This window comes from Streptomyces umbrinus (assembly GCF_030817415.1).
Lineage (GTDB): Bacteria > Actinomycetota > Actinomycetes > Streptomycetales > Streptomycetaceae > Streptomyces > Streptomyces umbrinus_A.
In genome coordinates this window covers 3,056,934-3,081,888 of sequence record NZ_JAUSZI010000002.1, presented here as the reverse complement: position 1 = coordinate 3,081,888, position 24,955 = coordinate 3,056,934, and the positions used below count along the sequence as shown (strand labels likewise).

Sequence of the window (24,955 nt, the reverse complement as noted above, 5' to 3'; positions counted from 1 at the left end):
GACACCTCGCGCGGCAAGGCGCGGTCGTCCGCCGGATATGTACGCCGACCCGCCCACGAGGTCACCGGGATGTCCGTACGCGATCGGTCACGTACGGGCAGATGGCAGGTCTTCGGACTCGCGAGCACGCCCTCCGTACGGAGGACACCTACTGGCCGTCGCTTCCCAGGTCCCGCTTCTCGGGGCCCAGTGCGTATGACGGCGGTCGTTCCCGCTCACCGCTGCGGGGCAGTCCCGGATTCCCACCGGGTTCCCTCTTGCGACGCATCCCGCCTGGCGGACGGGGCGAACCAGCTGCACAGGTCAGCCTATGCCCTGCCGTCAACTGCCTGGCTGCCGGACGGCGTCGTACACCTGGAACCCGCGGCCCGTCTTACGGCCCAACAGCCCTGCCTCGACCATCCGTTGGAGCAGCGGGGCGGAGCGTACAGGGGTTCCCTGAACTCGTCGTAGAGGGATTCCGCGATCGAGGCGACGGGTCGAGGCCGATCAGGCCCGCCGGCTTCAGCGGTCCCATGGGGTGGGCCCAGCCGAGTTCCATGCCCGCGTCGATGTCGATGGCGGTGGCGGTGGCGAAACCGGACTCGGCCATGCGGACCGCGGCCGGCACATAGGGGATGAGCAGGGCGTTGACGACGAAGCCCGCCCGGTCCCGCGCGTGGACCACGGTCTTGCCGAGGACCCGCGTGGCGAAGTCCTCGACGGCTTCGACCGTCCCGGGGGCGGTGTGGAGCGAGGCCACGATCTCCACCAGCGGCAGGACGGGAACGGGGTTGAAGAAGTGCAGTCCGACGACCCTGTCTGCGCGCCCCGTCGCCATGCCCAGCCGCATGATCGGGAGCGACGAGGTGTTGGTCGCGAGTATCGCCCCGGGATCCTCGACGATCTTGTCCAGCGCCGCGAATATCTCGGTCTTGGCGTCCGCGTTCTCCACGACGGCCTCGACCTCGACAGCGCCTCCGCGGCCACCCCCATCGGCATGGGCTGCCGTGTCTGCGAGCGCCTCGACTGCCCCCAGCGCGCCGCACCGCCCCTGGGGCGGCCGCTGCGGATCGACCAGAACAGCAGCACGTTCGTCCCGTACCCGGTGGCGCACCGGCCGGAGTGAACACGCGTTGCGCACGCTCACTCCGACGTGTTGCCGCTCAGTCCGGCCTGGTCCGGCGGCTCAGTCCGTCTCGCCGCCGAACGCCCGCAGAATGCGCTCGGCGGCGAGTGTGGCCGTCAACTCGCCGTCCCTGACCCGCTGTTCGAGACCGGGCCCGAGGGCGCGTACGGCGGGGTCGGCGTTCAGGCGGCCGAGGAGTTCGTCGCGCACCATCGTCCAGGTCCAGTCGACCTGCTGGTCACGGCGCTTGGTGGCCAGGCGGCCGGTCGAGTCGAGGAGCGCGCGGTGCTGTTCGAGGCGCTCCCAGACCGTGTCCAGGCCGGTCGACTCACGGGCGCTGCAACTCAGCACCGGTGGTGTCCAGGCGGCGTCGGCGGGATGCATCAGCCGCAGTGCGCCCGCCAACTCCCTTGCCGCGCTCCGGGCTTCGCGCTCGTGGGGTCCGTCCGCCTTGTTGACGGCGATCACGTCGGCCAGCTCCAGGACGCCCTTCTTGATGCCCTGCAACTGGTCCCCGGTCCGGGCGAGGGTGAGGAGCAGGAAGGAGTCGACCATGTTCGCGACGGCGGTCTCGGACTGGCCGACACCGACCGTCTCCACGAGTACGACGTCGTAGCCGGCCGCCTCCATCACCACGATCGACTCCCGGGTCGCCTTCGCGACTCCGCCGAGCGTGCCCGCGGTCGGGGACGGCCGGATGAAGGCCGCCGGATCGACGGCCAGGCGTTCCATCCGGGTCTTGTCGCCCAGGATGGACCCGCCCGTCCGGCTCGACGACGGGTCGACGGCGAGCACCGCGACCCGGTACCCGAGCGAGGTGAGCAGCGTGCCGAACGCGTCGATGAACGTCGACTTGCCCACGCCCGGCACACCGCTGATGCCGATCCGCCGCGCGTTCCCGCTGTGCGGCAGCAGCTCGGTCAGCAACTCCTGTGCCATCGCGCGGTGTTGTGGCCTCGTCGACTCGACGAGCGTGATGGCGCGCGCCACCAGCGCCCGCTTCCCGTCGAGCACGCCCTTCACATAGGTGTCGAGGTCGATCGCCATGGGGCTCAGAGGCCGTGGCCGAGGTCGGTGGTCAGGCGCTCGACCAGGTCGTACGCCGCGTCCGGAATCACCGTCCCGGGCGGGAAGACGGCAGCGGCGCCCATCTCGATCAGCGTGGGCACGTCCTGCGGCGGAATCACCCCGCCGACCACGATCATGATGTCCTCGCGCCCCTCCTCCGCGAGCGACTCCCTGAGCGCCGGTACGAGGGTCAGGTGCCCCGCGGCCAGCGAGGAGACACCGACGATGTGCACGTCCGCCTCGACGGCCTGGCGGGCCACCTCGCCGGGGGTCTGGAACAGCGGGCCGACGTCCACGTCGAAGCCGAGGTCGGCGAAGGCGGTCGCGATCACCTTCTGGCCGCGGTCGTGCCCGTCCTGGCCCATCTTGGCGACCAGGATGCGCGGACGGCGCCCCTCGGCCTCCTCGAAGGACTCCACCAGCGTGCGCGTGCGCTCGACGGACGGGGACGCGCCGGCTTCGTTGCGGTACACACCGGAGATCGTATGGATCTGACTCGCGTGCCGCCCGTACACCTTCTCCAGGGCGTCGGAGATCTCCCCGACGGTGGCCTTCGCGCGGGCCGCGTTCACGGCGAGTTCCAGCAGGTTGCCCTCACCGCCCGCAGCCCGGGTCAGGGCGTCCAGCGAGTCCTGGCAGGCCCGCTCGTCACGCTCCGCACGCAGCCGCCGCAGCTTCTCGATCTGCTGGGTGCGTACGGAGGAGTTGTCGACCTTGAGGACGTCGATCTGCTCGTCGGTCTCCACGCGGTACTTGTTCACGCCGATCACCGGCTGGCGCCCGGAGTCGATGCGCGCCTGGGTGCGGGCCGCGGCCTCCTCGATGCGCAGCTTGGGGATGCCCGCGTCGATGGCCTTGGCCATACCGCCCGCCGCCTCGACCTCCTCGATGTGCTGCCAGGCCCGGCGCGCGAGGTCGTACGTCAGCTTCTCGATGTACGCGCTGCCGCCCCACGGGTCGATCACCCGGGTGGTGCCGGACTCCTGCTGGATCAGCAGCTGCGTGTTGCGGGCGATGCGCGCCGAGAAGTCGGTGGGCAGGGCGAGCGCCTCGTCGAGGGCGTTGGTGTGCAGAGACTGGGTGTGGCCCTGGGTGGCCGCCATCGCCTCCACGCACGTACGTGTCACGTTGTTGAAGACGTCCTGCGCGGTCAGCGACCAACCGGAGGTCTGTGAATGGGTGCGCAGGGAAAGGGACTTGGCGTTCTGCGGGTCGAACTGCCTGACCAGCTTGGCCCAGAGCAGCCGCGCCGCCCGCATCTTCGCGATCTCCATGAAGAAGTTCATGCCGATCGCCCAGAAGAAGGACAGCCGGGGAGCGAACGCGTCCACGTCCATCCCCGCGTCCCGGCCCGCCCGGATGTACTCCACCCCGTCCGCGAGCGTGTACGCCAGCTCCAGGTCGGCCGTCGCGCCCGCCTCCTGGATGTGATAGCCGGAGATGGAGATCGAGTTGTAGCGCGGCATCCGCTGCGAGGTGAAGGAGAAGATGTCGGAGATGATCCGCATCGACGGCTTCGGCGGATAGATGTAGGTGTTGCGGACCATGAACTCCTTGAGGATGTCGTTCTGGATGGTCCCGGCCAGCTTCTCGGGCGGTACGCCCTGTTCCTCCGCCGCGACGATGTAGAGCGCGAGGACCGGCAGCACAGCACCGTTCATCGTCATCGACACGGTCATCTTGTCCAGCGGGATGCCGTCGAAGAGCTGCCGCATGTCGTAGATCGAGTCGATCGCCACGCCCGCCATGCCGACGTCACCGGTCACGCGCGGGTGGTCGCTGTCGTAACCCCGGTGCGTGGGCAGGTCGAAGGCGACGGACAGACCCTTCTGACCGGCCGCGAGGTTGCGCCGGTAGAAGGCGTTGGACTCCTCGGCCGTGGAGAAGCCCGCGTACTGGCGGATCGTCCAGGGCTGGTTGACGTACATCGTCGGGTACGGGCCGCGCAGATACGGGGCGATGCCCGGGTACGTACCCAGGAAGTCCAGGCCCTCCAGGTCCTGCCCGGTGTAGAGCGGCTTGACCGCGATGCCCTCCGGGGTCTCCCACAGGAGGTCGTCGCCGCCGGCCGCCTTCTTGACGGCGTCGCGCCACTCGTCGGGGCCGCCGTCCGCGGCCGGGACCCCCAGCTCGATCCCGGAGAAGTCGGGGATCGGTCCCGTCGGTTTCATCAGGACACTCCCATGCGGTCGAGGGTGGCGGAGAGTACGGCTACGGCGTCACAGCCCGCGAAGACGTAGGCGTCGACACCGGGGTACTGCCCAGGACGCCCGGCGAGGAACACCTGTGCGGCGCCCGCCGACTTGAGGGATGCGGTGACCTCGGCGGCCTGCTCCTCGTACAGCGCGTCACTGGAGCACAGACAGGCCTCGGTGGCCCCGCTGTCCTCGAACGTGCCGTCGGTGACGGGTTCGATGCCGCCCGCCTGGAACAGGTTGGAGGCGAAGGTGAGGCGGGCGGTGTGGGCGGCGGCCGGGCCGAGGGCGGCCAGGAAGATCCGCGGCCGGGTGCCGGTCGCCGCGAGGTGGGCGTCGGAGCGGGCGCGCAGGTTCTCGTACGCCTCGTCGCGGCGCACCCGGGGGAGTCCGCCGGACGGCGGCTCGGGTGCGGGCTCGCGTGCCACCGTCCGCTCGGCGAGGTGCGGGAACTCGCTGACCCCGGTGACGGGTTCACGCCGCTTGGCGAGCTTCGCGCTGCGGGCTGCCCAGGTGGCGGCCAGCTCCTCGCCGACCCGACCCGACCGCAGGGCGGCCGCCTGGCCGCCCTCCTGCTCGATCCGCTGGAAGAACTCCCAGCCCGCGTGGGCGAGTTCGTCGGTGAGGCGTTCCACGTACCAGGAGCCGCCCGCCGGGTCGATCACCCGGGCGAGATGCGACTCCTCGACCAGGATCGTCGAGGTGTTGCGGGCGATCCGGCGTGCGAACGCGTCCGGCAGACCGAGGGCGTGGTCGAAGGGCAGCACGGTGACGGACTCGGCGCCGCCCACTCCGGCGGCCAGCGTGGCGACCGTCGCGCGCAGCATGTTCACCCACGGGTCCCGGCGGCTCATCATCACCGGCGAGGTCACGGCGTGCTGCACCTGCCCGCCCGGCGCCCCGCAGACCTCGGCGACCCGAGCCCAGAGCCTGCGCGCCGCGCGCAGCTTGGCGATGGTCAGGAACTGGTCCGCGGTGGCCGCGTACCTGAACTCGAGCTGGGCGGCGGCCTGTTCGACGCTCAGCCCCGCCCCGGTCAGCTCCCGCAGATAGGCGACACCGGTCGCCAGTGAGGAGCCCAGCTCCTGCGCGGCGGACCCGCCGGCCTCGTGGTACGGCAATGCGTCGACCGTCAGCGCCCGCAGCCCCGGGTACTCCTCGGCGCACAGCCGCGCGAGAGCGGTGACGGGCGCGAAGTCGAACCCGTCGTCCCCCGTACGGGCCTCATGGCCCAGGGGATCGGCGCCGAGGTTGCCACGGGCGGCGTCGCGTGCGACACCCCGCTCCTCGTACAGCCGCAGCAACTCCCGTGCGGCGGGCTCGACTTCACGCCCCGCTTCCAGGACTACAGGCGCCAGGTCGAGGTAGACGCCGTCGAGGACCGGGCCGAGCGACGACACGGGGAAGCCGCCCGCGCCGACGGCCAGCCACAGCGAGGCGACCCCGTTCTCCAGGTCGGCGAGGACCGCGCCGTTGTCGGCGGCCGTGTGCCGCTGCCGTACGTCCCAGCCGCCGAGGGTGTTGCCCTCGGCGCGGCCGCCCCTTGTGAAGGGGGCGAAACCGGGCAGGCCGGGATCGGGCGCGGAGTCGTGTGCGCTGTAGAGGGGCCGGGCGCGCAGCCCGTCCTCGAGCGTGGTGGACAGGGCGTCCTCAGCTGCGTCGTCCGAGACTTCCTTGCCCGACTTGCGCAGTACGCCCGCCACGAGGCGTTGCCACTGCTCATGGGTCGCGTCAGGGAACTCGGCGGCCAGCGAGAGCCCGTCGTCAGGCAGGACCGTCATGCTCGGATGCTAGGTCAGATCCACAGGTGAGCAGCAGAGGGACCCGCTGTGACCTTGACCTCCTAGGGGTCCCCTTGATCCTTGGGCAGGGTTCGTACTACGGACCGTACGCGGGCTCGTCATCAGCCCTTTCGGGCGGGGCTCGCGCAGATCTCGTCCGCCGCCCGCAGTCCCTGCCTCGGTCCGTGGCCCTCGGACCCTGTGGCGGGAGGCTCATCCTTTGCTCCTCCTTGCTCTGTCACTTCCTTCTGGCCGTGGCGGCGCCCGAGGTGCGGGGCGACTTCCTGGCCCGGGAGGTCTTCGGGCGGCTCGTGGCGGAGGACGGTCCGGGGAGGGCGGCGACGTGCCGGGCCGAGAACTCGCGGTTCACGGCGGTCTGGCTGCGGATTCGCTCGGGCAGGTCCGGAAGGAGTGCGTAGATGAGTCCTGACCGCAGGAGGAGCTCGTCGCTGGGGCCGTTGGCCCGAGCCCCCCTCGCGCTGGTCATGGCAGCCGGCATGGTCGGCCCCGCCGCCGGGGCCGGGCGGACCGTGACTGACCGCACGGCCGCGACACTCGGCCACACCGAAGACTGGTGCAAGAGCCAACCGGGCAAGCAGAACGGCTATCCGGGCGAGCGCGACGGCGGAAGGAACGAATGCAAGAAGGGCCCGACCGGACCCACCGGTCCGCCAGGGGCCGACGGCATGGACGGCGAGACGGGTCCGACCGGTCCGCCGGGGGCCGACGGCGAGGATGGTGAGACGGGTCCGACGGGAGCCACCGGGCCGTGCTCCGACATCGACGCGGAACAGGACTCGGGCAACTACGAACTCCGGGCCGTCCTGACCGGCGGGATCTATTACGCGGGCATCCGTGACCTCCGGGCCAATCCCCCCACTCCCTTCCTGTGGACCGACCTCAGCGGCAGGACCAACTACCCGAACACCAGGCAGACAGGCTTCGCCTGCGGCGTGTCCGTCAACGAGCAGCAGACCAGTGAGCGCCTCAAGTCCAACCTCATCACCACAACCGGGCGGGTCCATGAGATCCGCTGCGACCAGGCGCTGGGACCCATGCCGCCAAACGCCGGCCTGACCTGCGACGCTGCCGGGGCCGAGGTGAACCGGCGGCCGGCCCCCGGCGTGACCAACGGCGGGACGATTGTTCCCTGACCGCCGCGCCTGACCGCTCTCACCGGGCGAGTCCGCCGACCGGTGACGCGGTGAAATGAGAGTGTCCGCCGGGTCGATGACAGGCCTGCCGGACACCCTCTGCGGTACTCCGCAACGTGCTGCCGCCGACTCCCGGAAGGCGAGGGCGGGCTGATACGCGCGGGTCGTCAGAGCCAGTCCCGCCGCTTGAAGATGAAGTACAGGCTCACGCACACCACGGCCATCAGGCCGATCGCGAAGGGGTAGCCGAACGTCCAGCCCAGTTCCGGCATGTCGTCGAAGTTCATGCCGTAGATCGTCCCGACCAGCGTGGGGGCGAAGAGGATGGCGGCCCAGGAGGAGATCTTCTTGAAGTTGTCTACCGGGTGGCGTTGACCTGCGATGATGTCGCTGAAACTGTCGCTGAGCTGGGCTGATCCAGCTTTCAGGATCTTTCAGATTGCTGCGCGGCTACGCAGTCGATTCTCCCCACGCTCTCCCCAGCGCCGCCCGCACTCCCCAGATTCTCCCCAGGAGACCTCCCCGCCAGGGGCCGATTGGGGCATGGCGGGCAGGCTCCTTCGACGACCTTCTACGGTCACGAAGAGCGGTCAGGGCAACAGATGCATGGCTAGGACCGAGCCGTCCTGGTGTATCGACACGGGGCCGTTCCATTCCTCATCCCAGGTGTCCGCAGGCCACTTGGTGCGCAGAGCGTGGACATCGTTGCGGTACTGCTGCAGACGGCCGCGGCTCAGGTGGGTGAAGAGGTCGGCGTGGACTCCGGAGAATGCCTCCACGCGTGTTCCGTTGAGTCGGAAGACATGGTCGGTGCCAACGAACGGGATGCCGAGCAGTGTGCACGCGGCGTCCTGGACGCTGTCGGTGGCTGCATGGGCCATGCCGGCGGAGAAGCGTCGGCTTCCCTGGCGCGTGGTGAGGTACGGAGCGGTGGAGTTTCCGTCGCCGGCGAAGGCGGTGAGCCCTGCGGCGGAGGTGCGCGCGAGGACTTGCTGGAACCATCCGGAGAGTTCAGGGGTGACGTGAACACCGGGTTCGACGGGGGTCCCCTTGCCGCCGTCGGCTGGTGGCTGGATGCCTGGGGGCCATGCCTCGTCGCGGAGCCGTTCGTCCAGGTTCCCGAGAGGGAAGGTGTCCGTGCCGGACAGCCATCCGTCTGTGCCGTCGGCATTTAGTGCGTGCACAGTGAGCGACTCATCGAGGGGCAGTTGTGTGCTGAAGATCAGGCCGGGTGTCTCGTTGTGGATGCCGATGTGGACACCGTCTATGTAGACCGAAGCGTCCGCGAGCTGGCCGTGGGAGTCGCTCGCCTTGCCGTGGTTGCCGCGGGAGACGACAGGGAAGATGCGCGACGGTTCTCCTGGTTGCCAGACTTCGGCGAAGTACTGCGGGCGGTACCGGTAGCCCACCGTGGTGCCCTTGTCTCTGCTATTCAGGCCCCAACCAGCGCGGAGGACTGTGTCCGCGGGGACGATCGATACGGCGTGGTCCGGGTAACGCCGACGGAGAATCCGCTCGGCGAGGGCCAGCGCGAATCCGACTCCGAGTTCTCCCGACTGGAGAGCCTTGTAGTAGTCGGCCGTGTCCCGTCCCTCGGCCGAGAGCCCCATGTAGGAAGTGGGGCTGCCGTTGAGTGCCAAGCTGTACTTCAGACTGCCCCAGTGCTCGGCCAGGCCGCGGGCGGCTCCTCGGCGTGCCAAGGAGATGGCTCGTGCAAGGGTGTGCAGAACGTCCCACGGCGTCATGCGGACCGAGCCGCCGAGATCTGCGGCAGGTAACGGACGCAGGCCCGGCTTGCGCCGGAGTACTTCGAGGTTTTTCTCTTTGCGCATCTCGTCGTCTTCGGCTGCTGCTGCACCAACCTCCCCGGCGAGTGCCGAGGTGGAGTGGACAGCGACATTCGCATATCGTGCGAGATCTTCCAGCGCCTCTTCAGCCGACTTCGACATCTGTTCCCCCTGTTCCCTGGTGGATCGCAGCGAGCCCATAGGACAACGCCGCAAAGTACGAGGCGAACGATGGGCGCACGCAAGTGCGCATAGGGCGCGCTCCTGGTGTCTGAGGGGCCACGAAGTTTCCGGACAGGTACCCAATAGGGTTGTCCTGAACAAGGAAACGAGGAAGAAGTGGCGCCACCCAGTAAGTACTCGCCGGAGTTCCGCGAGGAAGCCGTCCAGATCGCGTTGAGGTCGAGCAAGACGATCTCTGAAGTCGCCCGGGAGCTTGAGCTGAACTCGGAGACGCTACGCGGCTGGGTGAAGAAGCACCAGAAGCAGCAGGAACCGGCCCCCGATGCGGAACTGACGGTGAACGAGCGGGCGCGCCTGAAGGAACTCGAACGACGCAACCGCGAGCTGGAGATGGAAGTTACCTTCCTGAAAAAAGCCGCAGCGTACTTCGCGAAGGATCCCCGGTAGCAAGCAAGTACGAGTTCATCGACGAGATGCGGCTCGACACCGAGGAGTACGCCTACAGCGTCGAGTTCATGTGCGGCCGACTCGGCGTGTCCAGGTCCGGCTACTACGACTGGCGATCCCGCCCGGAATCCGCAACGGCCCAGCGGCGCGAAGAATTGAAACTGCTCATCAAGAAAGCCTTCGACATATCCGACAGCACCTACGGGCACCGGCGCATCCAGGCTCAACTGGATCGCTGGGGCGTCGCCGCGGGCATGGAGCTGGTCCGCTGCCTCATGCGTGAACTGGGCCTGGTGCCCTGCCAGCCAAGGCCGAAGAGGTTCGGCCTCACCCAGGCCGCAGCCGGCCAGGTACCGGATCTGGTGGGCCGTGACTTCACCGCAGATGCGCCTGGCGAAAAGCTCGTCGGTGACATCACCTACATCACGACCGGGGAAGGCTGGCTGTACCTCGCGACGGTCATCGACTGCTGCACGAAGGAAGTTATCGGTTACGCGATGGACGACCACTACCAAACCTCGCTGATATCCAGGGCGATCCGCAACGCGGCACGGAACAGAAGCCTCTCGGCGGGAGCGATATTTCACTCGGACCGCGGAAGCAACTACATGTCAGCCGAGTTCGGGAAGACGCTCAACCGGTTCGGACTGCGCAGGTCTTCCGGCCGTACCGGGATCTGTTTCGACAATGCCATGGCCGAATCGTTCTTCGGCGTGTTGAAGAACGAGCGCGTATCTCGGGTCACTTACCTGACCCGAGAGGCTGCCCGGCAGGACATCACTCGGTACATTGAATTCTGGTACAATCGCAAACGCCTCCACTCGGCGGTGGGTTACCGCCCTCCACGTGAAGTCCACGCCGAGTACGAAAAGTTGCGAATCGCCGCGTGAAATAGACAGTCAGACGCCTGTCCGGAAAGCACGTGGCCCCTCAGTCAGATGGCTCGTAAAAGTTCTGCTGGGGCCGAGCAGGAAAAGGGACTGACCATTCGCGAGCCGGCAGCGCGGGGCGGGCCTGTACGCCGGAGCGGGCTCGGGAAATGCTGGGGATGCCGGACAACCGCCCCGTGCCGAGGCTCGTCTGACGAGCCGTGCGCGGGGCGGGCCGGTTCACATGGGTCAGGCTGCCTTGGGCTGGGAGTCGGCGAGGTCATTCAGGACGGCGTTGACCACGGGCCAGCACATGTTCAGTGTGTCGCGGTCCGGTACGTGAGCCTCGCGGATTTCGGCGCGTGGGTGGACGAAGTTGCGGTACTTGCGCAGCTCGTGGCAGAAGCGCTCGACATCGGCGCCGATCCACCCTGCCTCGTGGCAGGTCTTGATCAGGGCGTCCAGGTATACGCGATCCGGAGACGTCCTACCGAGCAGTGACGCGTCGCGCTCCTGGACCACATGGACCAGGACACCTTCGAGGAGGCTGCCGAGCATGATGATGGCGGCCACGTGGGCGCCGTTGGCGTAGCAGGTGCGTGCCTCGTCCAAGCGGTGCTGGAGGAGGCCGGCCATCTGCTGGTCGTTGATGAGGTCGGTCATGGCGGCTCTGAGTTCGACCGGGCCCTGGTTGCCCGGGTGGGCGAGAGAGGGGTCGCAGGCGACGAGGCGGGGGCGGCCACCTGGGTTCTCCAGGCGTACGCCCTCGTGGATGAGGAAGGCGTTGACCGCGGAGACAACCGCGGGGAGCTGTTCTGGTTCGTCGAGGTACTCGCGCGGGTCGGCGAGTCGGAGGAGGACCTTCTCCAACTCGGTGGGGTCGTCTCGGCGTTCCGTGAGGCGGGCGAGGGTCCAGTCCTTGCGGTAGCCGTCGTACTCCGGAACCTGTTGCCAGCCGGCTCGTTCCAGGAACTGGGCGATTTCATAGCTCTTGCGGTAGTAGAGGTGGTCGTCGCCGCAGATGACGCGGGCCAGCTCCTCCAGGGTGTTGGTGTCCAGGATGCTGAGTGGGGACTGCGGGGTCATGCGGCGCCTTCCGTGCTCTTGATGTCGGATTCGTCCTCTTCGGTCATGGCCAGGGCCGCAACTGGATCGGTCGCGTCCGGGCCGTCAGGGGTCTCCGCCGGGTCCTCTGCCAGCTCCTCGTCGGAGGAGAGGTCGAGAGGGGTCCACTGCACTCCGGGGGCCGCGGAAGCGGCATCAGACCGGTCGTCGGCGCCGCCGAACGCGGCTGGACGGATGCCGAGCCGGTTCAGTTCCTCCCATAGGCCGGTCAGGGCATCGTCGGGGTCGAACCGGAACTCGCTTTCGGGGATGCGCCAGAACGTCCAGCCGACCCTCTGGAGTTCGCGATCACGCTGCTGGTCGTGCCGGACCTGCTCAGGCGTCGAGTGGTACCGCTCGCCGTCGCACTCCACGGCCAGGCGCCCTCGCGCCCCTACGACTACGAGGTCGATGCGCTTGCTCCCTGCCGGGTATTGCGGGATCACGTGATACCCGCGAGCTTTCAGCCGCAGGTAGACGTGCTGCTCGAAGAGCGATTCGAATGGCTTCTGCGGGACGTCGCTCGACACCTCGCCGATGTCGTCGGCGTTGGCCAGCGCGGAGGGTGGGTTCTCCATGTAGGCGAGGAGGTTGAGGCGGAGGTCTCCAGACTTCAGGCGGTCGGGCGGAACCGAGTAGAAGAGCCGCATCTGGTCCTGGGCCCGAGACGCAGCGACGTTGTATGCCTGTCGTTCGCTGCGTGCGCCACCTGCCATGCGCGGCGGGTCAGTCGCGACCATCGACAGCAGAATGACGTGCCGCTCGTCACCCTGGAACGAAGCGGGATTGCCCACCCGCATCTGGTGACGCTCGCGCACCGGCGCCGGAATCCGCTCGTTTATCAGCTGCTCCAGCAGCTTGACCTGGCCGACCGGCCCTTGAAGGGTGATGACGCCCATGGTCTTGTCCCGGTAGGCGGGGTCCTCCACCAGCTGGGCCAGACACTCAACGATGGCCTCGGCTTCATGCAGGTTGCGGAGTCGGCTCTCGCGGCCCTGGGTGACGGCTCCCTCGACGAAGTGCGTCACGAGCGGGTCGAGGCGATCACCGCCGTACTGGCGCAGCGGCTGCAGCTTGTTGTTGTAGAAGGTCTGGGAGGACCAACCGATGATCTCGGGCATGCACCGGAAATGTTCCTCCAGACGGATCACCTTCGGGAAGAACGTGGACAGCAGCTGGTAGAGGTTGGTGGCGGGGCCGTAGAGAGTACGCAGACTCGGAGGCATGTCCGGCAGGTGGGAGATGAGCCGATCATGGATTGCCTGGTGGCGGCCCATGCTGCTGAGCGAGGGTGCGCACTGCTTGTCGTCCCCCACCACGATCACGCGAGGAGCGAGCCACATCAGGAACAGCGCGTCCATGCCGGCCTGACTCGCTTCGTCCACGATGACTACGTCGAACGCGTCACGCTTGGGCAACACCATCTCGGCAACCTGGGAGATGGGCATGACCCACGCGGGTACCGCACCTTGTGCCGTCCGCATGGCGTCGTGCGCCGCGGCACGGTAGCGGCCCGCGCTCCGGCCTTTGCCTTTGCCGTACGACGCCATGTGGGTGCGATACGCCTGGAGCGCGGATCGCTGCTCCTGTGTCATGCGCTCCAGGCAGTGCAGCCGACCCCAGATGGCGGCGAGTTCACCGGTCAGATCCTCCAGGTTCCTTTCGCACTGGGCCAGTTCGCCTTCGAGGTGACGCTCCTGGCCCGATGTGCGCTCGCGGCGTACGAATGCAGAGGCCACTGCCCAGGCCCATGCGTCGGCCAACGCGTCCAGGCGGGTCTCCCAAGCTGGATCGTCGGGCTCCTGCGTCAGCTGGTCGGCGAGCGAGGGGTGTGCCCTGCGAACACTGTCCAGAAGTACGGAGCACCGACGCCGGCGGTGCTCCCGCCGATGGGCCTCCCGCAGCGCCTCAACCTCCTTGGCATACCGGTCGATGTCCTGCTCGCGGACAGCCTGGGCTGCGGCGAGCGCCTCGGCGGCGGGGTGAGGGCCTTCCACCGGCATGCGGAGGTGCTCCTCCCATGTGACCAGCTGGGCCATGGCTTCATCGGCCGTCCGCCGACCGGAGAGGGCGGCCAGGGCCGTGGTGAAGACCTGCCAGGCAGGACGGGAGGTGAGGGCGATGTGCAGGCCGTGGCGTACGAGCAGGTCGTCGATGCCCTCGCGGGCGGTGCCGAATGCATCGACGTGCTTCAGGCGTGCGTATGCCTCGGTCAGGGAGGCCAGACGGAGCTCAACTGGACCTTCGGATATGGGGACTCCGGCCTGGGACCACCGCTCTGCGAGTGTGGCAACGGAGGAGTGAGCGTGCAGGTGGGCGAGGACGGAGTCGAGATCCTCCAGTGTTTCGGGAGAGCGACCGTTTACGGTGCACGTGTCGAGGAGCTCTTGAGCGGCCTTCTGCGCCTTCGCGGCACGGAAGCTGCCCCGAGGCCGTAGTTTGCCACCCGAGGCGACATGGTCACGCAGTGCAGAGCCGGTCGTGAGCATCGCATCAGCCCGCTCGGCGGAGAGCTGATCGGGCACGATGACGCGCTTCATCCCTTGCTTGTCCAACTGGTCAGAAACAGCGGTGAGTTGATCGGCAAGTCCGGACACGCGAGCCCACCGCGGGAGGTTCTCGCGGGAGAGCCGGTCCGAGAGAGCCTTGGTGGTCCACTTGTCGGCATCCCACTGACTGGCCGACGATGACAGGCCGAGGTGGTGCAGGGCCGTACGGCAGTCACCCGCGAGCAAGGTCAGTTCATCGGTGATGGAAGCGTCGAGCTGGGCGAGTTGGTCGCGAACGTCAGCTGCCTCGGGGGAGAGGCCGTCATCGGTGACGCGGCTGGCTGTGAGCGCCTGGGCCAGATCCTCGAGGGTGGGAAGGGTGTCCGGATCCGGCAGCGTGCCGCCCGCGCGTGGCTCAGCCGCGCCGTCGCGTACCAAAGTCAGCAGTTCTGCGGCCTGCGCGGGGGAGAGCGGGGGAACGGAGGAGGCTGGCCCTTGGTCCGGAACCAGGCCGATCCAGGAGTGACGTTCAGCGTTGTCGCGGACGCGCTGAACAATTGCAGCGAGGGTGCCGGCGTACCCCGGGGCGATTTCACGGTGCCGGTAGACCTCCGCCTCCCGTAGTGAGATGACCTGCTCGGTGAGCGTGCCGATCCTTCCCCGCACCTCTTCCCGGCGTGCGGACAGCCGGCGGATCTCGTCCCGAAGCTGCTCAGGGTCGCTGGCGGCGACCTGGTCGGTCAAGGCATTGATCGTGCGTTCCAGCTCGTCCGCCCCGTCCTGCCGCGCGGAGCTGAGAAGGAGGACACACAAGTCCCTTACAGCAGGGGGAAGTTTGTCCCGCAGGACTGTCAGGGCCTGATCGCGCGCGCTGGTCACCAAGACCCTCTGGCCCTGGGCTAGCAGCGCGGAGACCAGGTTGGCGATCGTATGTGTCTTGCCGGTACCGGGCGGGCCTTGGACCACCACGCCTGTGTCGTGCTCCAGCCGTCGCAGCACACTTCGCTGTCGTTCGTTGGTCTTTCCCGGGAAGAGCGGGTCGTCCCCGAAGAGGGGTGGGATCTCGCGGCCGCCCCAATTCGCGCGTTCCTCGGGGCCCAGTGTCAGCACCAGCTGGGCGAGCCCCAGGGGCGCATGCGCTTCGGAGGCCACGCTGTCCGCGATCCGGTCGTAGAAGCTCAGCAGGGCATTGCGATCCCGCGGACGCACTATCAGCGCCGGAGCGTAGGTGAGCCGCGCACCTGCCTCCGGCTCGCGGGGCGGCTGCCACTCGGCGCTGAACGTCACCGGACGCTGCAGCACCCGCTCCTGCCACTGAGCCAGTTGCTCCAGGGCCTCCGTTCCCAGCAGGTGCATCGACTGGGCGGCAATCTCCTCTGCAAGCGCGGCCGAGCGCTCGGGAGCCCAGCCGTCATCGGTGTCGAGGAAAGCCTGGTCCTCCAGCCGCACCGCTCCCTCAGCCATGAGGCGGACCGTGACTCTGGCGGTCTTACGGTCCACCGAGGTCTCCACCCGGTGGGTGAGCAGATGACGATGAACCGCGTCACCACGCGGGTCGCTCCAGGTCAACAGGCCGGTGGCCAGAACGAGTTCGAGTTGGTCATCCTGCTGGGTGAGCTTCTGGTGCCAGTGGTAGACCTGCTCGTACAGCTCCCGAAGGGCGCGCTCCGCGCGCTCCCGCTCCGACCACCGGCGCCAGCGGTCGAGCCACGGACCGTAGCTCCTCAGTACTTCGGCCGCATCCTCGCGGCGGACGGCGTCATCCTCCGCTTCCTCCCACCATTGACGGCCATCCTCGGCGCGAACCAGCTCCCGCCCCGGTCCCTCGACGGCGAGCGGCGGATCACCGCCGTCCGCATCCTGGCACCGTTCCGCGGATACCCATCCGTCGAGCACATCCGGCAGGGGCGGAGGTGCCGTTTGCGGCACGTGATCGAGCGTGAGCAGCAGACCGTCGACTCGGTCCGACGGGCGCCGTATGGAGGCGGGCAGGTTAGCCAGCCACAGGCGCTCCTGCGAGCGCCGGTCGTCGCGCAGACGGTTGTGGCTACTCTGTACGACTTCTTTGAGGAATCCGATCAGACCGGTGGTCTGTCCAATGACGTCAGGGTCATTCGCGGCACGTCGCGATACGTTCACCTTGCTCCCCTCGGCTGGTGGCGAACGTTTCAGGATGGGGTCGCCAGACCGGCAGGACAACGTGCGCCAGGAGAATGGCGCGATATGCGCGACGCATAGGCCGGATCGATATCGTGCCAGGGGGATTGCACTGGCAAGTTATGTGAACACACGGCCGGGCAGGGTCTAGACCGGTATCCGCGGTGGTAGTGGCGCTGGAGAACCGGCATCAGTCACTGGCTAGTTTGCGCCCTTAACGACATCCGTGCATCTGCCGAGAATGCCACTCAGGACGGGGTGGGGAGGGCTTGGGTGGCGGCACGGATTCGACGCCGATCGGTCGCACGGAAGCGCTGCAAGCAGCGACTCAAGGTGGGCTTTATCGGCGGAGTGGGCTGCCTCGTCCTGCTCGTCGTGTTCTGGCAGGTGATCTGGCCGTACCTCGTCGGTGGCCTCGTCCTCGCCGGGGGCGCCGCCGGCGGATGGTGGTTGTGGCGTACGAACCGGTTGCTCAAGGGACGTGATCACCAGTGGCAGCAGGAGGAGGCCCTCAAGGCCGGCCGTCGATCCCTCACCGAGGTGGACACGATGTCGGGAGGCGAGTTCGAGGACTTCGTCGTGGAACTGTGCCGACGCGATGGATGCACCGAAGTTCGCCGAGTGGGCGGCTCGCACGACGATGGCGCGGATGTGTTGGGGTGTTTGCCGGACGGCCGGAGCATGGTGATTCAGTGCAAGCGTTACTCACCGAAGAGCAGGATCCCAAGCCATGAGGTCCGCGACCTTCTGGGTGCGAGGGTCCACTTCAAGGTCGATGTCGCGATCTTCGTCACGACCACGTACTTCACCGGACCGTCTGAGCGGACCGCAGTACAGAACGGCGTTATCGCGGTCCACCGCGACCACCTCGGTTTATGGAACAACGGCGTCTCGCTCCTGTCGCTCAGCGAGTTGAACGGGGCGGGGCAGGGCGATCGTAGGCACCGCGCTCGCTGGAAGAAGACGTACGGGTAGGCCACATTTCATGGCATCGTCGAGTGGTGGGGCACTCTGAGCTGAACCGCACCACCGCCGCTGGTCGCTATCCGATCTCCGAAGCCTGAGGCGGCGTCACCAGCCGTGTCGTACTGGGGTCGACATCCGGGGCATAGACGAGGGTTGGGACCTCATGGTCCGGCAGCCCGTTCATCTCGACCGCCGCCCGACCGAGCAGGTGCGCACCCTGCACGGACTGCCCTTCGGCGATGGCGGCGTAGAACCGCGCGGCGTAGGTGATGGCGTCGACGTCGCCGATGGACTTGGCCATGCCGATGGCGAACGGGACGATCTCGACGAGGCTTTCGGTCTGCGCGGCGGAATAGCAGGAGTTGAGCACGACCAGCAGCGGCTTCTCATCCACGGCCGCGATGGCCCGGGCGAAAGCGCCGGCACTGACGACAGCGCTCTCGTGGAAGTCGTCGACGTCCTGTTCGAGCTCCAGCAGGTCCTCCCCGCTGTGTCCGGAGAAGTGCACGATGTGGGGGCGGAAGCGAGGAAGAGCATCCAGGAGAGTGTCCGCTGTCGCAGCTGAGTGGACGTCCAGGGTGACCAAGTCCCGGTGTGTCGCGCGCTGGACGATCGTACGGATCCGCTCCTGCTCCCGTCCGATGCGCAGGCTCCCGTCGGAAGCGGCCCCCAGCAGGAGCACCCGCAGCTTTTCCGGCTTCGGAGCCTGCAGTTCTCTCAACACCGTGCGCACCTGCCGTTCCGTCGTCGACAGACGGCTCTCGATCTTCCGCTGCTCGGCCGCAGCGCGTAGCTGCGTCTGCTGCTGCTCGCGCTGGCGGGCCTTCTCGGCGGCAGTTCTCTCGGCCGTCTCCGCCTTGACCAGTTTCGTCGACAGCTCCGAGATCTCCTTGCTGAGCTTGCCGACCTTGGTGCTCCAGGTGCCCGCGTCACGAGCCGCCTTGTTGGCCTCGTCTTCGTACCGCTGCGCGGCGCGCAGCTTGCTCGTCCTGGTGTTTGCCGTGCTCGCCTTCTCTGCGGCCAACCGCTCCTTGGTGGCCTTTCCGCGTCGATCGGCCTCCTTCGTGCGGAACTCGCCGACCTTCTTCTCGGCGGCGGCGCGATCCTTGTTCTTCCGGTCCAGCTGACTTCTGTAGGAACTTGCGCTCATGGGCTTCCCTCCCTGCGGTACCTGTCTCACCAGGCTACGAAGCCCCTCTGACATCGCCCGGCACGCGGACACCGGAGTGAGCTGCCCCGACATTCGTAGAGTCCGCGGCGAGGCCGCATCGCCCTCACGACGGAGATAGCGCTGAGTGCCCCTTCGTGGTGTGGTGCGCCCTCTTGTCGCTGTCGTTGCGGAGACTTCCGTACGAACTGCCGCAGTGCGCGCCGGGTGAGCCGGCACCTCCGCAAGCCGGTGAAGGAGATCTCCGCCGCGGTGAAGCAACTGACCTCCGCCATCACGAGGATGGGGGACTGGGCGGCCAAGGCCCGTGCGCTGGCGCACAATGCCACCGCATGACATTGCCTCGCAGGAACCCGGACCTCCTCAGAGGCCCGGGTCCTGTGTCGTTACGTGTGCTGCTTGCAGACTCGCGGCCTGACAGATGCGGTCTCGCCTGGCTGTGTTCAGTCGATGTCGGGGTCACCGAGCTCTTCGAGGAGGCGGCTCGCGAGGTCGTCGGCCCACTCCACGGCCCAGGCGCGCAGAGCGGTGATGGCAGCCTCGTCGAGGCCGTAGGCGGTGAAGGCTTCGTCGTCAGTCCACTCGGCGCCGGTCAGGTTCGCCTGGAGGTCCTCACGCTCGAAGCGACCGCGGGCGTGACGTCGGCCGAACTCCTCCAACTCGGCATTCGTCCAGCGGCGGGACGCGGCGAACACGTCGATCAGATCGCGGGGCGCTCCGCGGTCGGCGAGGGCACGAACCTTGGTCCCGATCACGTCCTCCTCGGCGAGGACAGGCCCGTACGGGCTCTGGGTGACGGGCCGCCAGAAGATCTCTTTGAGGATGTCGACCTCGCACTCCTGCCCGGTGGCGGGGTCCGTCACGGTGAAGCGAGCGGACAGCGGGGCAGTCTCCAGCGCCTGTACCTTCCAGCCCCGGGTCGCCAGGCCGTTGCAGAGCGCGGCTGCGATGTCGGCCATGGGTGCCGGGTTTTCGGTGGCGACATCGAGATCCTGGCTGGGGCGGTTCACGAGGCGGTGCGCCCTCACCGCATACCCGCCAGTGAGGACCAATGGGTACGGCGAGCCGAGGGCGATCACGTCTGCCAGGAGCCGCGTGTGCAGCTCCGGCATGTCCGTCACGCGGCTGCCCGGGTGCGGGAGGTGAGCTCGGGGAAGGTGTCCTCCCACACGGTGCGCACGGTGCGACCGACGAGGGTGCGTAGCACGGGCCACAGCTCGAGGAGCAGGTCCTGGTTGAGGTAGCGGGGGAGGTCGTCGTGCAGACCCTCGTGCAGGACCGTGCGGTACAGGCCCATGCGCTGGCGAGGTGCGCCCAGGTCGTACGAGGTCATCCCGGACCATGCCAGGTGCAGCGGCAGCTCCACGACACCGTGGGTCGGTCCGTGCAGCTTGTCCAGTGACTCCGGTAGGCGACGCCGGAACTTTTCCCGGTAGAGCGCGAGGTCCTCGGCATCTGCGCCTGAGAGGTTCCTCGGCCCGGGGCCGGTGTGCTGCGAGTGGGAGGCCATGGCTCCATTATGGCGGCCGCACAGGGGCGGGGGCTCGTGGCTCCATCCATTCAGCCAATGTCACTGTCTGTTGTCCATTGCGGATGCACCAAAGGCACCGGCGAGATGCTTGGCGGGGAACGGGACGGCGAGGAAGTTGCAGGTACGGGGCCGGTGTCGTCGGCTGATTCTCCCCGGATTCTCCCCAGCGGCTTCAGGAGGGCAAAAGTGCTGGTCAGAGGCATAACAGAGGCAGGTAGACGAGATCACCCGCATCACTTCTCCCCAGAGACTCCCCAGGGCTGATTTCGACCCGCCCCGTGACCGGTGCGAGAGCAAAGGCCGTACAAGAACTGAGCTTGGCAAGAGTCAATCAGAGCCAGTCCCGCCGCTTGAAAATCACGTACAAACTGACGCAAACCACACCCATCAGGCCGACCGCGAAGGGGTATCCGAAGGTCCACCCCAACTCAGGCATGTGGTCGAAGTTCATGCCGTAGATCGTCCCGACCAGGGTGGGGGCGAAGAGGATGGCGGCCCAGGAGGAGATCTTCTTGATCTCCTCGTTCTGTTCGAAGCCCGCCTCGGCCAGGGCCCGCATCTCCGCGTTCTGCTGCTGGGTGACCAGGGTCGCGTTCACCGTGAGGATGTCCGTGAGGGCCTGGCGGAAGCCGTCCACGCGTTCGCTGGTGTGGGTGACGTGGTCGGCGACGTCGCGGAGGTAGCGCTGGAGTTCCTCGTCGGTGCCGTACTTGGCGAAGCCGGCCATCAGGCCGTGCAGCATGCCGACCAGGGGGCGGGTGGCGCGCTGGAACTCGACCATCTCGCGGGAGAGTTCGTAGATACGGCGCGAGACCCAGGGGTCGCCGCCGAAGACCTCGGTCTCGATCTCGTCGATGTCGTTCTGGACACCGGAGACGACCGGGGCGTAACCGTCCACGACGGCGTCGAGGATCGCGTACAGGACGGCCTCGGGGCCGAGTTTCAGCAGTTCAGGCGTCTCCTCCATGCGACGGCGCACGGCCGAGAGGTCGGGGGCGGCGCCGTGCCGGACCGTGATCAGGAAGTCGGGGCCGATGAACACGTGCAGTTCGCCGAAGTCGACCTCCTCCGACGCGTCGAGATACCGGGCGGCGCGCAGCACGACGAAGAGCGTCTCGCCGTAACGCTCCAGCTTCGGCCGCTGATGGGCCTCCATCGCGTCCTCGACCGCGAGCGGGTGGAGGTCGAACTCGGCGGCCAGGGAGAGGATTTCCTCCTCCGTCGGACGGGCCAGGCCGATCCACGCCATGCCGTCGGGCTGCTCGCGCAGCTCACGGAACGTGTCCGCGAGGGTGGCGGGGTTCGCGACACGCGTCCCGTCGCGGTAGAGCGCCGCCTGTACGACGCTGCCGACCTCCGCGGGAGCCGGCTCGGCCGGGGCCCGACGCGGCGCCGGGGGATCCGCGGGCGGTGGCGTCGCCTCAGGTACGGCGCGCCGCCACACCGGCTTCCGGCCGCCTCCCGAAGGCGGCACGGGGCGGCGGGCTCGGCGGTCTGACATCGCGGCAGCCTCCCTGTTGATGCCGATGGGTCGCATCCGTCGAACGGGTCGAACGTCCGTCTTGGCGATCACCGAGCAGGATATACGGGTCAAATGGCGTGAGCGGGTGTGCGGGGTAGAGGATCGGCAAGGGTTGAGGACCGAACTTGTCCGCAAGTCCCACTACCGTGCGGAGCATGACGAAGACGACCTCGACCGCCCCCGTGCTGAGCGCCCGTGAGCTGAACCGCGCGACCCTCGACCGGCAGCTGCTCCTGCGCCGGGCCACCATGGCCGCGACGGACGCCGTCGAACACCTCGTCGGCCTCCAGGCGCAGAACGTGAAGCCCCCGTACTACGCCCTCGCCGCCCGTCTGGAGGGGTTCGCGCCCGAGGAACTCTCGGCAGCCATGGAGAAGCGCGAGGTCGTGCGCATCGTGACCATGCGCTCCACCATCCACACCCACACCGCCGACGACTGCCTCACCTTGCGGCCGCTCGTGCAGGCCGCACGCGAGCGGGAGCTGTACGGCTTCCGTCACGGGCTCGCCGGCGTGGACCTCGACCGGCTCACCGCGATCAGCCGGGAACTCGTCGAGGCCGAGCCGCGCACCCTCAAGCAGCTGCGCGAGGCACTGCTCGTCGAATGGCCGGACGCCGACCCGCCGGCCCTCGCCATCGCGGCCCGGTGCCGGCTGCCCCTCGTCCAGGTCACCCCGCGCGGCCTGTGGGGCCGCAGCGGACAGGTCGCGCTCACCACCGCCGAGCACTGGCTCGGCCGGCCCGCGGAACCCGCGCCCGCCCCCGACGCCACCGTCCTGCGCTACCTCGCCGCCTTCGGCCCCGCCTCCGTCAAGGACATGCAGACCTGGGCCGGTCTCACCAGGCTGCGCGAGGTCTTCGAACGGCTGCGGCCCCAACTGGTCACCTTCCGCGACGAGCACGGCGTCGAGCTCTTCGACCTGCCGGACGCGCCCCGCCCGGACGCGGACACCCCGGCCCCGCCGCGGCTGCTGCCCGAGTTCGACAACCTGCTCCTCTCGCACGCCGACCGTTCCCGGGTGGTGTCCGCCGACTACAAGGGCCGTCACTGGCAGGGCAACCAGGCCTACTGCACGCTTCTCGTCGACGGATTCCTGGAAGGTATCTGGCGGCTGGAGGAGTCCCCCGACGAGGCCGTGATCACCATCGAGCCCTTCGGCACGCTCAGCAAGAGACAGCGGGAGGAAGTGGTCGAGGAAGCGACGCGGATGCTGTCGGTGCTGAGCACGGCGTCCTCGTACGACATCCGGTTCGGGACCGTCGTACGGGGCTGACCGCGGAGACGGGACGCGGCCAGTGCGAAGACGGGATCGGACGCGACCGATCCGGGGACGCGTGCGGGGAGGGAGCGCCCGGTGATCAGTCCGTGCGGCCCGTTGTCGCGACCGTCAGTCCGAGGCCGACCATCGTGAGGCCGCCCGCGCCGCCGATCATCGACAGCCGGCGGTCCGAGCGGGCGAACCAGTTGCGGGCCGTGGCCGCGGTCAGACCCCACAAGGTGTCCGTGACCAGGCCGATAGTTATCGGGATCAGGCCCAACACCAGCATCTGCAGGGGCACTTGACCGGCCGAGTGGTCGACGAACTGGGGCAGCACCGCCGCGAAGAAGACGATGCCCTTCGGGTTGGTGACGCCGACGAGTACGCCGTCCAGGACCGTCCGCAGATCGCCGCGGGCGGGCGCGTCGGCCCGCTCTGTGATGTCCGAGGCCCTCATCTCCTTGCGGTGCCGGAACGCCTGGACGCCGAGGAAGACCAGATAGGCGGCCCCCGCCAGCTTCACCGCCATGTAGACGGTCACGGATCGCTCCACTATCGAGCCGACGCCCACGGCGACCGCCACGACCAGCAGATACGAACCGAAGACGTTCCCCAGCGCCGTCGCCACCGCCGTGCGCCGGCCGTGGGCGAGAGCCCTGCCGATCACGAACAGCACGCTCGGCCCCGGGATCATGACCACCAGCAGCGACATCGCCGCGAAGGCCAGGAACCGATCCGTCGACACCATGCCCGTCCCCTCTCACCCGCCACTCATCACCCGCACCGGAATCCATTGAAACAGGCGCCACCGACAACGCGCCCCCGACCGGACCCGGCACATGGATAGGGGGCGTTGCGGGCCGCTCGTGGAGGCCCGCAACGCCCCCTGGCTCAACCTGAGGCGTGCTCAGGAAGTCATCGGGACGGCACTACGTGAGTGCTAGGAGTTGACCTGCGTCGTCACCAGGTTGGAGAAGGTGGTCAGGCGGGTGTAGACGCCGGGGTACTCGGCGTCCGCGCAGCCGTAGCCCCACGAGGTGATGCCCGCGAGCTTGCCGCCGATGATCAGCGGGCCGCCGCTGTCGCCCTGGCAGGTGTCCACGCCGCCGGAGGTGTAGCCGGCGCAGACCATGTCGGAGGAGATGTACGACGAGCCGTACGCCGAGGAGCAGGTGGCGTTCGAGACGGTCGGGACCGTCGCGGTGCGCAGCTGGTTGGAGGAGGAGCCGCCCGAGCTGGTGGTGCCCCAGCCGAGGATGCGGGCGGTGGTGCCGGCCGTGTACACGCTGGTCTCGGAGGAGGAGACGTAGCTGATGGGGGTGTACGGCATGGAGGTCGACAGGGTCAGGACGGCGACGTCGCCACCCTGCTCGGCGTCCACGTAGCTCGGGTTGATCCATATCTTGCTGACCCGGCTGACCGTGCCGTTGGTGCCGTTGCGGTAGGTGCGGCCGCCGACGACTCTGACGCTGCTCGTGGTCTCGTCGACCATGCAGTGGGCGGCGGTGACGACCTTGGTCGCCGACACCAGGGTGCCGCCGCAGAACTGGTTCTGCGAGGAGTCCGTGATCTGCATGACGTACGGGTACGCGGCCGCCGTGGTCGTCGAGCCGCCGACGATGGGCTGGGGAGCGGCGCTCGCGGTGGTCGCGCCGAGCAGGCAGGTCGTCGCGGCGGCGGCGACCGCGGCGGTGACGGCGGCGGCCTTCTTGGCAAGGGTGAGCCCGAACATGGTTCTCCTCAGGAGTGCCGGTGGGGGGTGCACTGTGGGGGTGGAGCGACAGCCTGCGGGGCGGGTCCCACGCTAGAAGGGGACCGGCTCTCTCCCCAATGAGGGAACTCCCTGCGGGAGTTGACGAGGGAAAACCCTCGGTCGTGCCCCTATCTGCCCCTACCTGCCCCTCCGGGCGGCGGGCCGGGGGCAGTTGGCGGGCTGCGGGTGTCCCGACGAAGCGCGACGATGACCGCCAGCCGCCAGCCGCCAGCCGCCAGCCGCCAGACCTCAGCCGCCCGCGGCCAGCGCGCTCGGCGCCCGCCGCCCGCGCGCTCGGCGTCCGGCGCCCTAGGCACGGCGCACGGCGAGCATCACCGGGCTTTCGCCCCCCGGCGGGCATCTCCCGGCTTCCGCCCACCGGCGGGTACCTGTCGGCTACAGCCGCCCGGCGAT

Annotated in this window: 19 protein-coding genes, 2 pseudogenes and 1 riboswitch; of the genes and pseudogenes, 6 read left to right on the top strand and 15 right to left on the bottom strand. The window is 68.3% G+C overall.

Features of this window, described 5'->3' with window-relative positions:
- Nucleotides 1-86 precede the first annotated feature (86 nt).
- Nucleotides 87-310, bottom strand: a riboswitch (cobalamin riboswitch).
- 11 nt (nucleotides 311-321) lie between these two features.
- A pseudogene (locus tag QF035_RS13610) lies at nucleotides 322-946 on the bottom strand (3-hydroxybutyryl-CoA dehydrogenase); the annotation flags it as partial.
- Here QF035_RS13610 and QF035_RS13605 point away from each other — a divergent pair.
- Nucleotides 932-1,108: pseudogene (locus QF035_RS13605) on the top strand (short-chain fatty acyl-CoA regulator family protein); the annotation flags it as partial. The pseudogenes QF035_RS13610 and QF035_RS13605 overlap by 15 nt on opposite strands.
- A 60-nt stretch (nucleotides 1,109-1,168) precedes the next feature.
- Here QF035_RS13605 and meaB read toward each other — a convergent pair.
- From meaB to QF035_RS13585, 4 genes are all read right to left on the bottom strand, one after another.
- Nucleotides 1,169-2,155: a methylmalonyl Co-A mutase-associated GTPase MeaB gene (meaB, locus tag QF035_RS13600; RefSeq protein ID WP_307520502.1), complete on the bottom strand. Its 987-nt coding sequence runs from the start codon at nucleotides 2,153-2,155 to the stop codon at nucleotides 1,169-1,171.
- A gap of 5 nt (nucleotides 2,156-2,160) precedes the next feature.
- Nucleotides 2,161-4,347 carry a methylmalonyl-CoA mutase gene (gene scpA / locus QF035_RS13595; RefSeq protein ID WP_307520501.1) on the bottom strand — a complete coding sequence of 729 codons (2,187 nt, stop codon included), beginning with the start codon at nucleotides 4,345-4,347 and terminating at the stop codon, nucleotides 2,161-2,163.
- A complete protein-coding gene (locus QF035_RS13590; RefSeq protein WP_307520500.1) occupies nucleotides 4,347-6,152 on the bottom strand; it encodes a methylmalonyl-CoA mutase subunit beta in 1,806 nt (601 codons plus the stop codon). Before QF035_RS13590 ends, scpA begins: the two co-directional genes overlap by 1 nt.
- A 238-nt stretch (nucleotides 6,153-6,390) precedes the next feature.
- Nucleotides 6,391-6,639 (bottom strand): hypothetical protein, encoded by a 249-nt coding sequence (locus QF035_RS13585; protein WP_307520498.1) that lies wholly within the window; start codon nucleotides 6,637-6,639, stop codon nucleotides 6,391-6,393.
- Here QF035_RS13585 and QF035_RS13580 point away from each other — a divergent pair.
- Nucleotides 6,638-7,306 carry a hypothetical protein gene (locus QF035_RS13580; protein ID WP_307520496.1) on the top strand — a complete coding sequence of 223 codons (669 nt, stop codon included), beginning with the start codon at nucleotides 6,638-6,640 and terminating at the stop codon, nucleotides 7,304-7,306. The two genes, QF035_RS13585 and QF035_RS13580, sit on opposite strands and share 2 nt — an antisense overlap.
- A 167-nt stretch (nucleotides 7,307-7,473) precedes the next feature.
- On the opposite strand, the gene QF035_RS13575 is transcribed toward QF035_RS13580, so the two are convergent.
- Together QF035_RS13575 and QF035_RS13570 are read right to left on the bottom strand one after the other, a co-directional pair.
- Entirely contained in the window at nucleotides 7,474-7,734 is a 261-nt protein-coding gene (locus QF035_RS13575) for a CorA family divalent cation transporter (protein ID WP_307531094.1), read from the bottom strand.
- Between the two features lie 162 nt (nucleotides 7,735-7,896).
- Nucleotides 7,897-9,138 carry a hypothetical protein gene (locus QF035_RS13570; RefSeq protein ID WP_307520495.1) on the bottom strand — a complete coding sequence of 414 codons (1,242 nt, stop codon included), beginning with the start codon at nucleotides 9,136-9,138 and terminating at the stop codon, nucleotides 7,897-7,899.
- Nucleotides 9,139-9,432: 294 nt separating this feature from the next.
- Between QF035_RS13570 and QF035_RS13565 the strand changes: the two genes are divergently transcribed.
- A protein-coding gene (locus QF035_RS13565) for an IS3 family transposase (protein ID WP_307517772.1) occupies nucleotides 9,433-10,613 on the top strand; the annotation gives its coding sequence in 2 pieces (ribosomal slippage) (nucleotides 9,433-9,697 and nucleotides 9,697-10,613; 1,182 coding nt in all).
- A 228-nt stretch (nucleotides 10,614-10,841) separates the two neighbouring features.
- On the opposite strand, the gene QF035_RS13560 is transcribed toward QF035_RS13565, so the two are convergent.
- Both QF035_RS13560 and QF035_RS13555 read right to left on the bottom strand, forming a co-directional pair.
- On the bottom strand, nucleotides 10,842-11,678 hold the full coding sequence (locus QF035_RS13560; RefSeq protein ID WP_307520493.1) for a hypothetical protein: 837 nt from the start codon (nucleotides 11,676-11,678) through the stop codon (nucleotides 10,842-10,844).
- A complete protein-coding gene (locus tag QF035_RS13555; protein ID WP_307520492.1) occupies nucleotides 11,675-16,324 on the bottom strand; it encodes an AAA domain-containing protein in 4,650 nt (1,549 codons plus the stop codon). The genes QF035_RS13560 and QF035_RS13555 overlap by 4 nt, the downstream gene beginning before the upstream one ends.
- A 291-nt stretch (nucleotides 16,325-16,615) precedes the next feature.
- Between QF035_RS13555 and QF035_RS13550 the strand changes: the two genes are divergently transcribed.
- Nucleotides 16,616-17,317 carry a restriction endonuclease gene (locus tag QF035_RS13550; protein ID WP_307520490.1) on the top strand — a complete coding sequence of 234 codons (702 nt, stop codon included), beginning with the start codon at nucleotides 16,616-16,618 and terminating at the stop codon, nucleotides 17,315-17,317.
- 67 nt (nucleotides 17,318-17,384) lie between these two features.
- Here the strand turns inward: QF035_RS13550 and QF035_RS13545 are convergent, their stop codons facing one another.
- Nucleotides 17,385-18,458 carry a hypothetical protein gene (locus tag QF035_RS13545; protein WP_307520489.1) on the bottom strand — a complete coding sequence of 358 codons (1,074 nt, stop codon included), beginning with the start codon at nucleotides 18,456-18,458 and terminating at the stop codon, nucleotides 17,385-17,387.
- 225 nt (nucleotides 18,459-18,683) lie between these two features.
- On the opposite strand from QF035_RS13545, the gene QF035_RS13540 reads away from it, so the two are divergent.
- A complete protein-coding gene (locus tag QF035_RS13540) occupies nucleotides 18,684-18,812 on the top strand; it encodes a hypothetical protein (protein ID WP_307520488.1) in 129 nt (42 codons plus the stop codon).
- Between the two features lie 107 nt (nucleotides 18,813-18,919).
- Here QF035_RS13540 and QF035_RS13535 read toward each other — a convergent pair whose 3' ends face one another.
- The 3 genes from QF035_RS13535 to QF035_RS13525 form a co-directional block, all read right to left on the bottom strand.
- The gene (locus QF035_RS13535; RefSeq protein WP_307520487.1) at nucleotides 18,920-19,588 is read right to left on the bottom strand and encodes a nucleotidyl transferase AbiEii/AbiGii toxin family protein; all 669 of its coding nucleotides are present in this window, start codon (nucleotides 19,586-19,588) and stop codon (nucleotides 18,920-18,922) included.
- A 5-nt stretch (nucleotides 19,589-19,593) separates the two neighbouring features.
- The gene (locus QF035_RS13530) at nucleotides 19,594-19,986 is read right to left on the bottom strand and encodes a hypothetical protein (protein ID WP_307520483.1); all 393 of its coding nucleotides are present in this window, start codon (nucleotides 19,984-19,986) and stop codon (nucleotides 19,594-19,596) included.
- A 352-nt stretch (nucleotides 19,987-20,338) separates the two neighbouring features.
- Nucleotides 20,339-21,508 carry a magnesium and cobalt transport protein CorA gene (locus tag QF035_RS13525; protein WP_307520482.1) on the bottom strand — a complete coding sequence of 390 codons (1,170 nt, stop codon included), beginning with the start codon at nucleotides 21,506-21,508 and terminating at the stop codon, nucleotides 20,339-20,341.
- Nucleotides 21,509-21,684: 176 nt separating this feature from the next.
- Between QF035_RS13525 and QF035_RS13520 the strand changes: the two genes are divergently transcribed.
- Complete coding sequence (locus tag QF035_RS13520) at nucleotides 21,685-22,803, top strand: winged helix DNA-binding domain-containing protein (protein ID WP_307520481.1); 1,119 nt, start codon at nucleotides 21,685-21,687, stop codon at nucleotides 22,801-22,803.
- 85 nt (nucleotides 22,804-22,888) lie between these two features.
- Here QF035_RS13520 and QF035_RS13515 read toward each other — a convergent pair whose 3' ends face one another.
- Together QF035_RS13515 and QF035_RS13510 are read right to left on the bottom strand one after the other, a co-directional pair.
- Nucleotides 22,889-23,536, bottom strand: a complete 648-nt coding sequence (locus QF035_RS13515; protein ID WP_307520480.1) for a LysE family translocator — start codon at nucleotides 23,534-23,536, stop codon at nucleotides 22,889-22,891.
- A gap of 192 nt (nucleotides 23,537-23,728) precedes the next feature.
- Nucleotides 23,729-24,520: a S1 family peptidase gene (locus tag QF035_RS13510; protein ID WP_307520479.1), complete on the bottom strand. Its 792-nt coding sequence runs from the start codon at nucleotides 24,518-24,520 to the stop codon at nucleotides 23,729-23,731.
- Nucleotides 24,521-24,955: the final 435 nt, after the last annotated feature.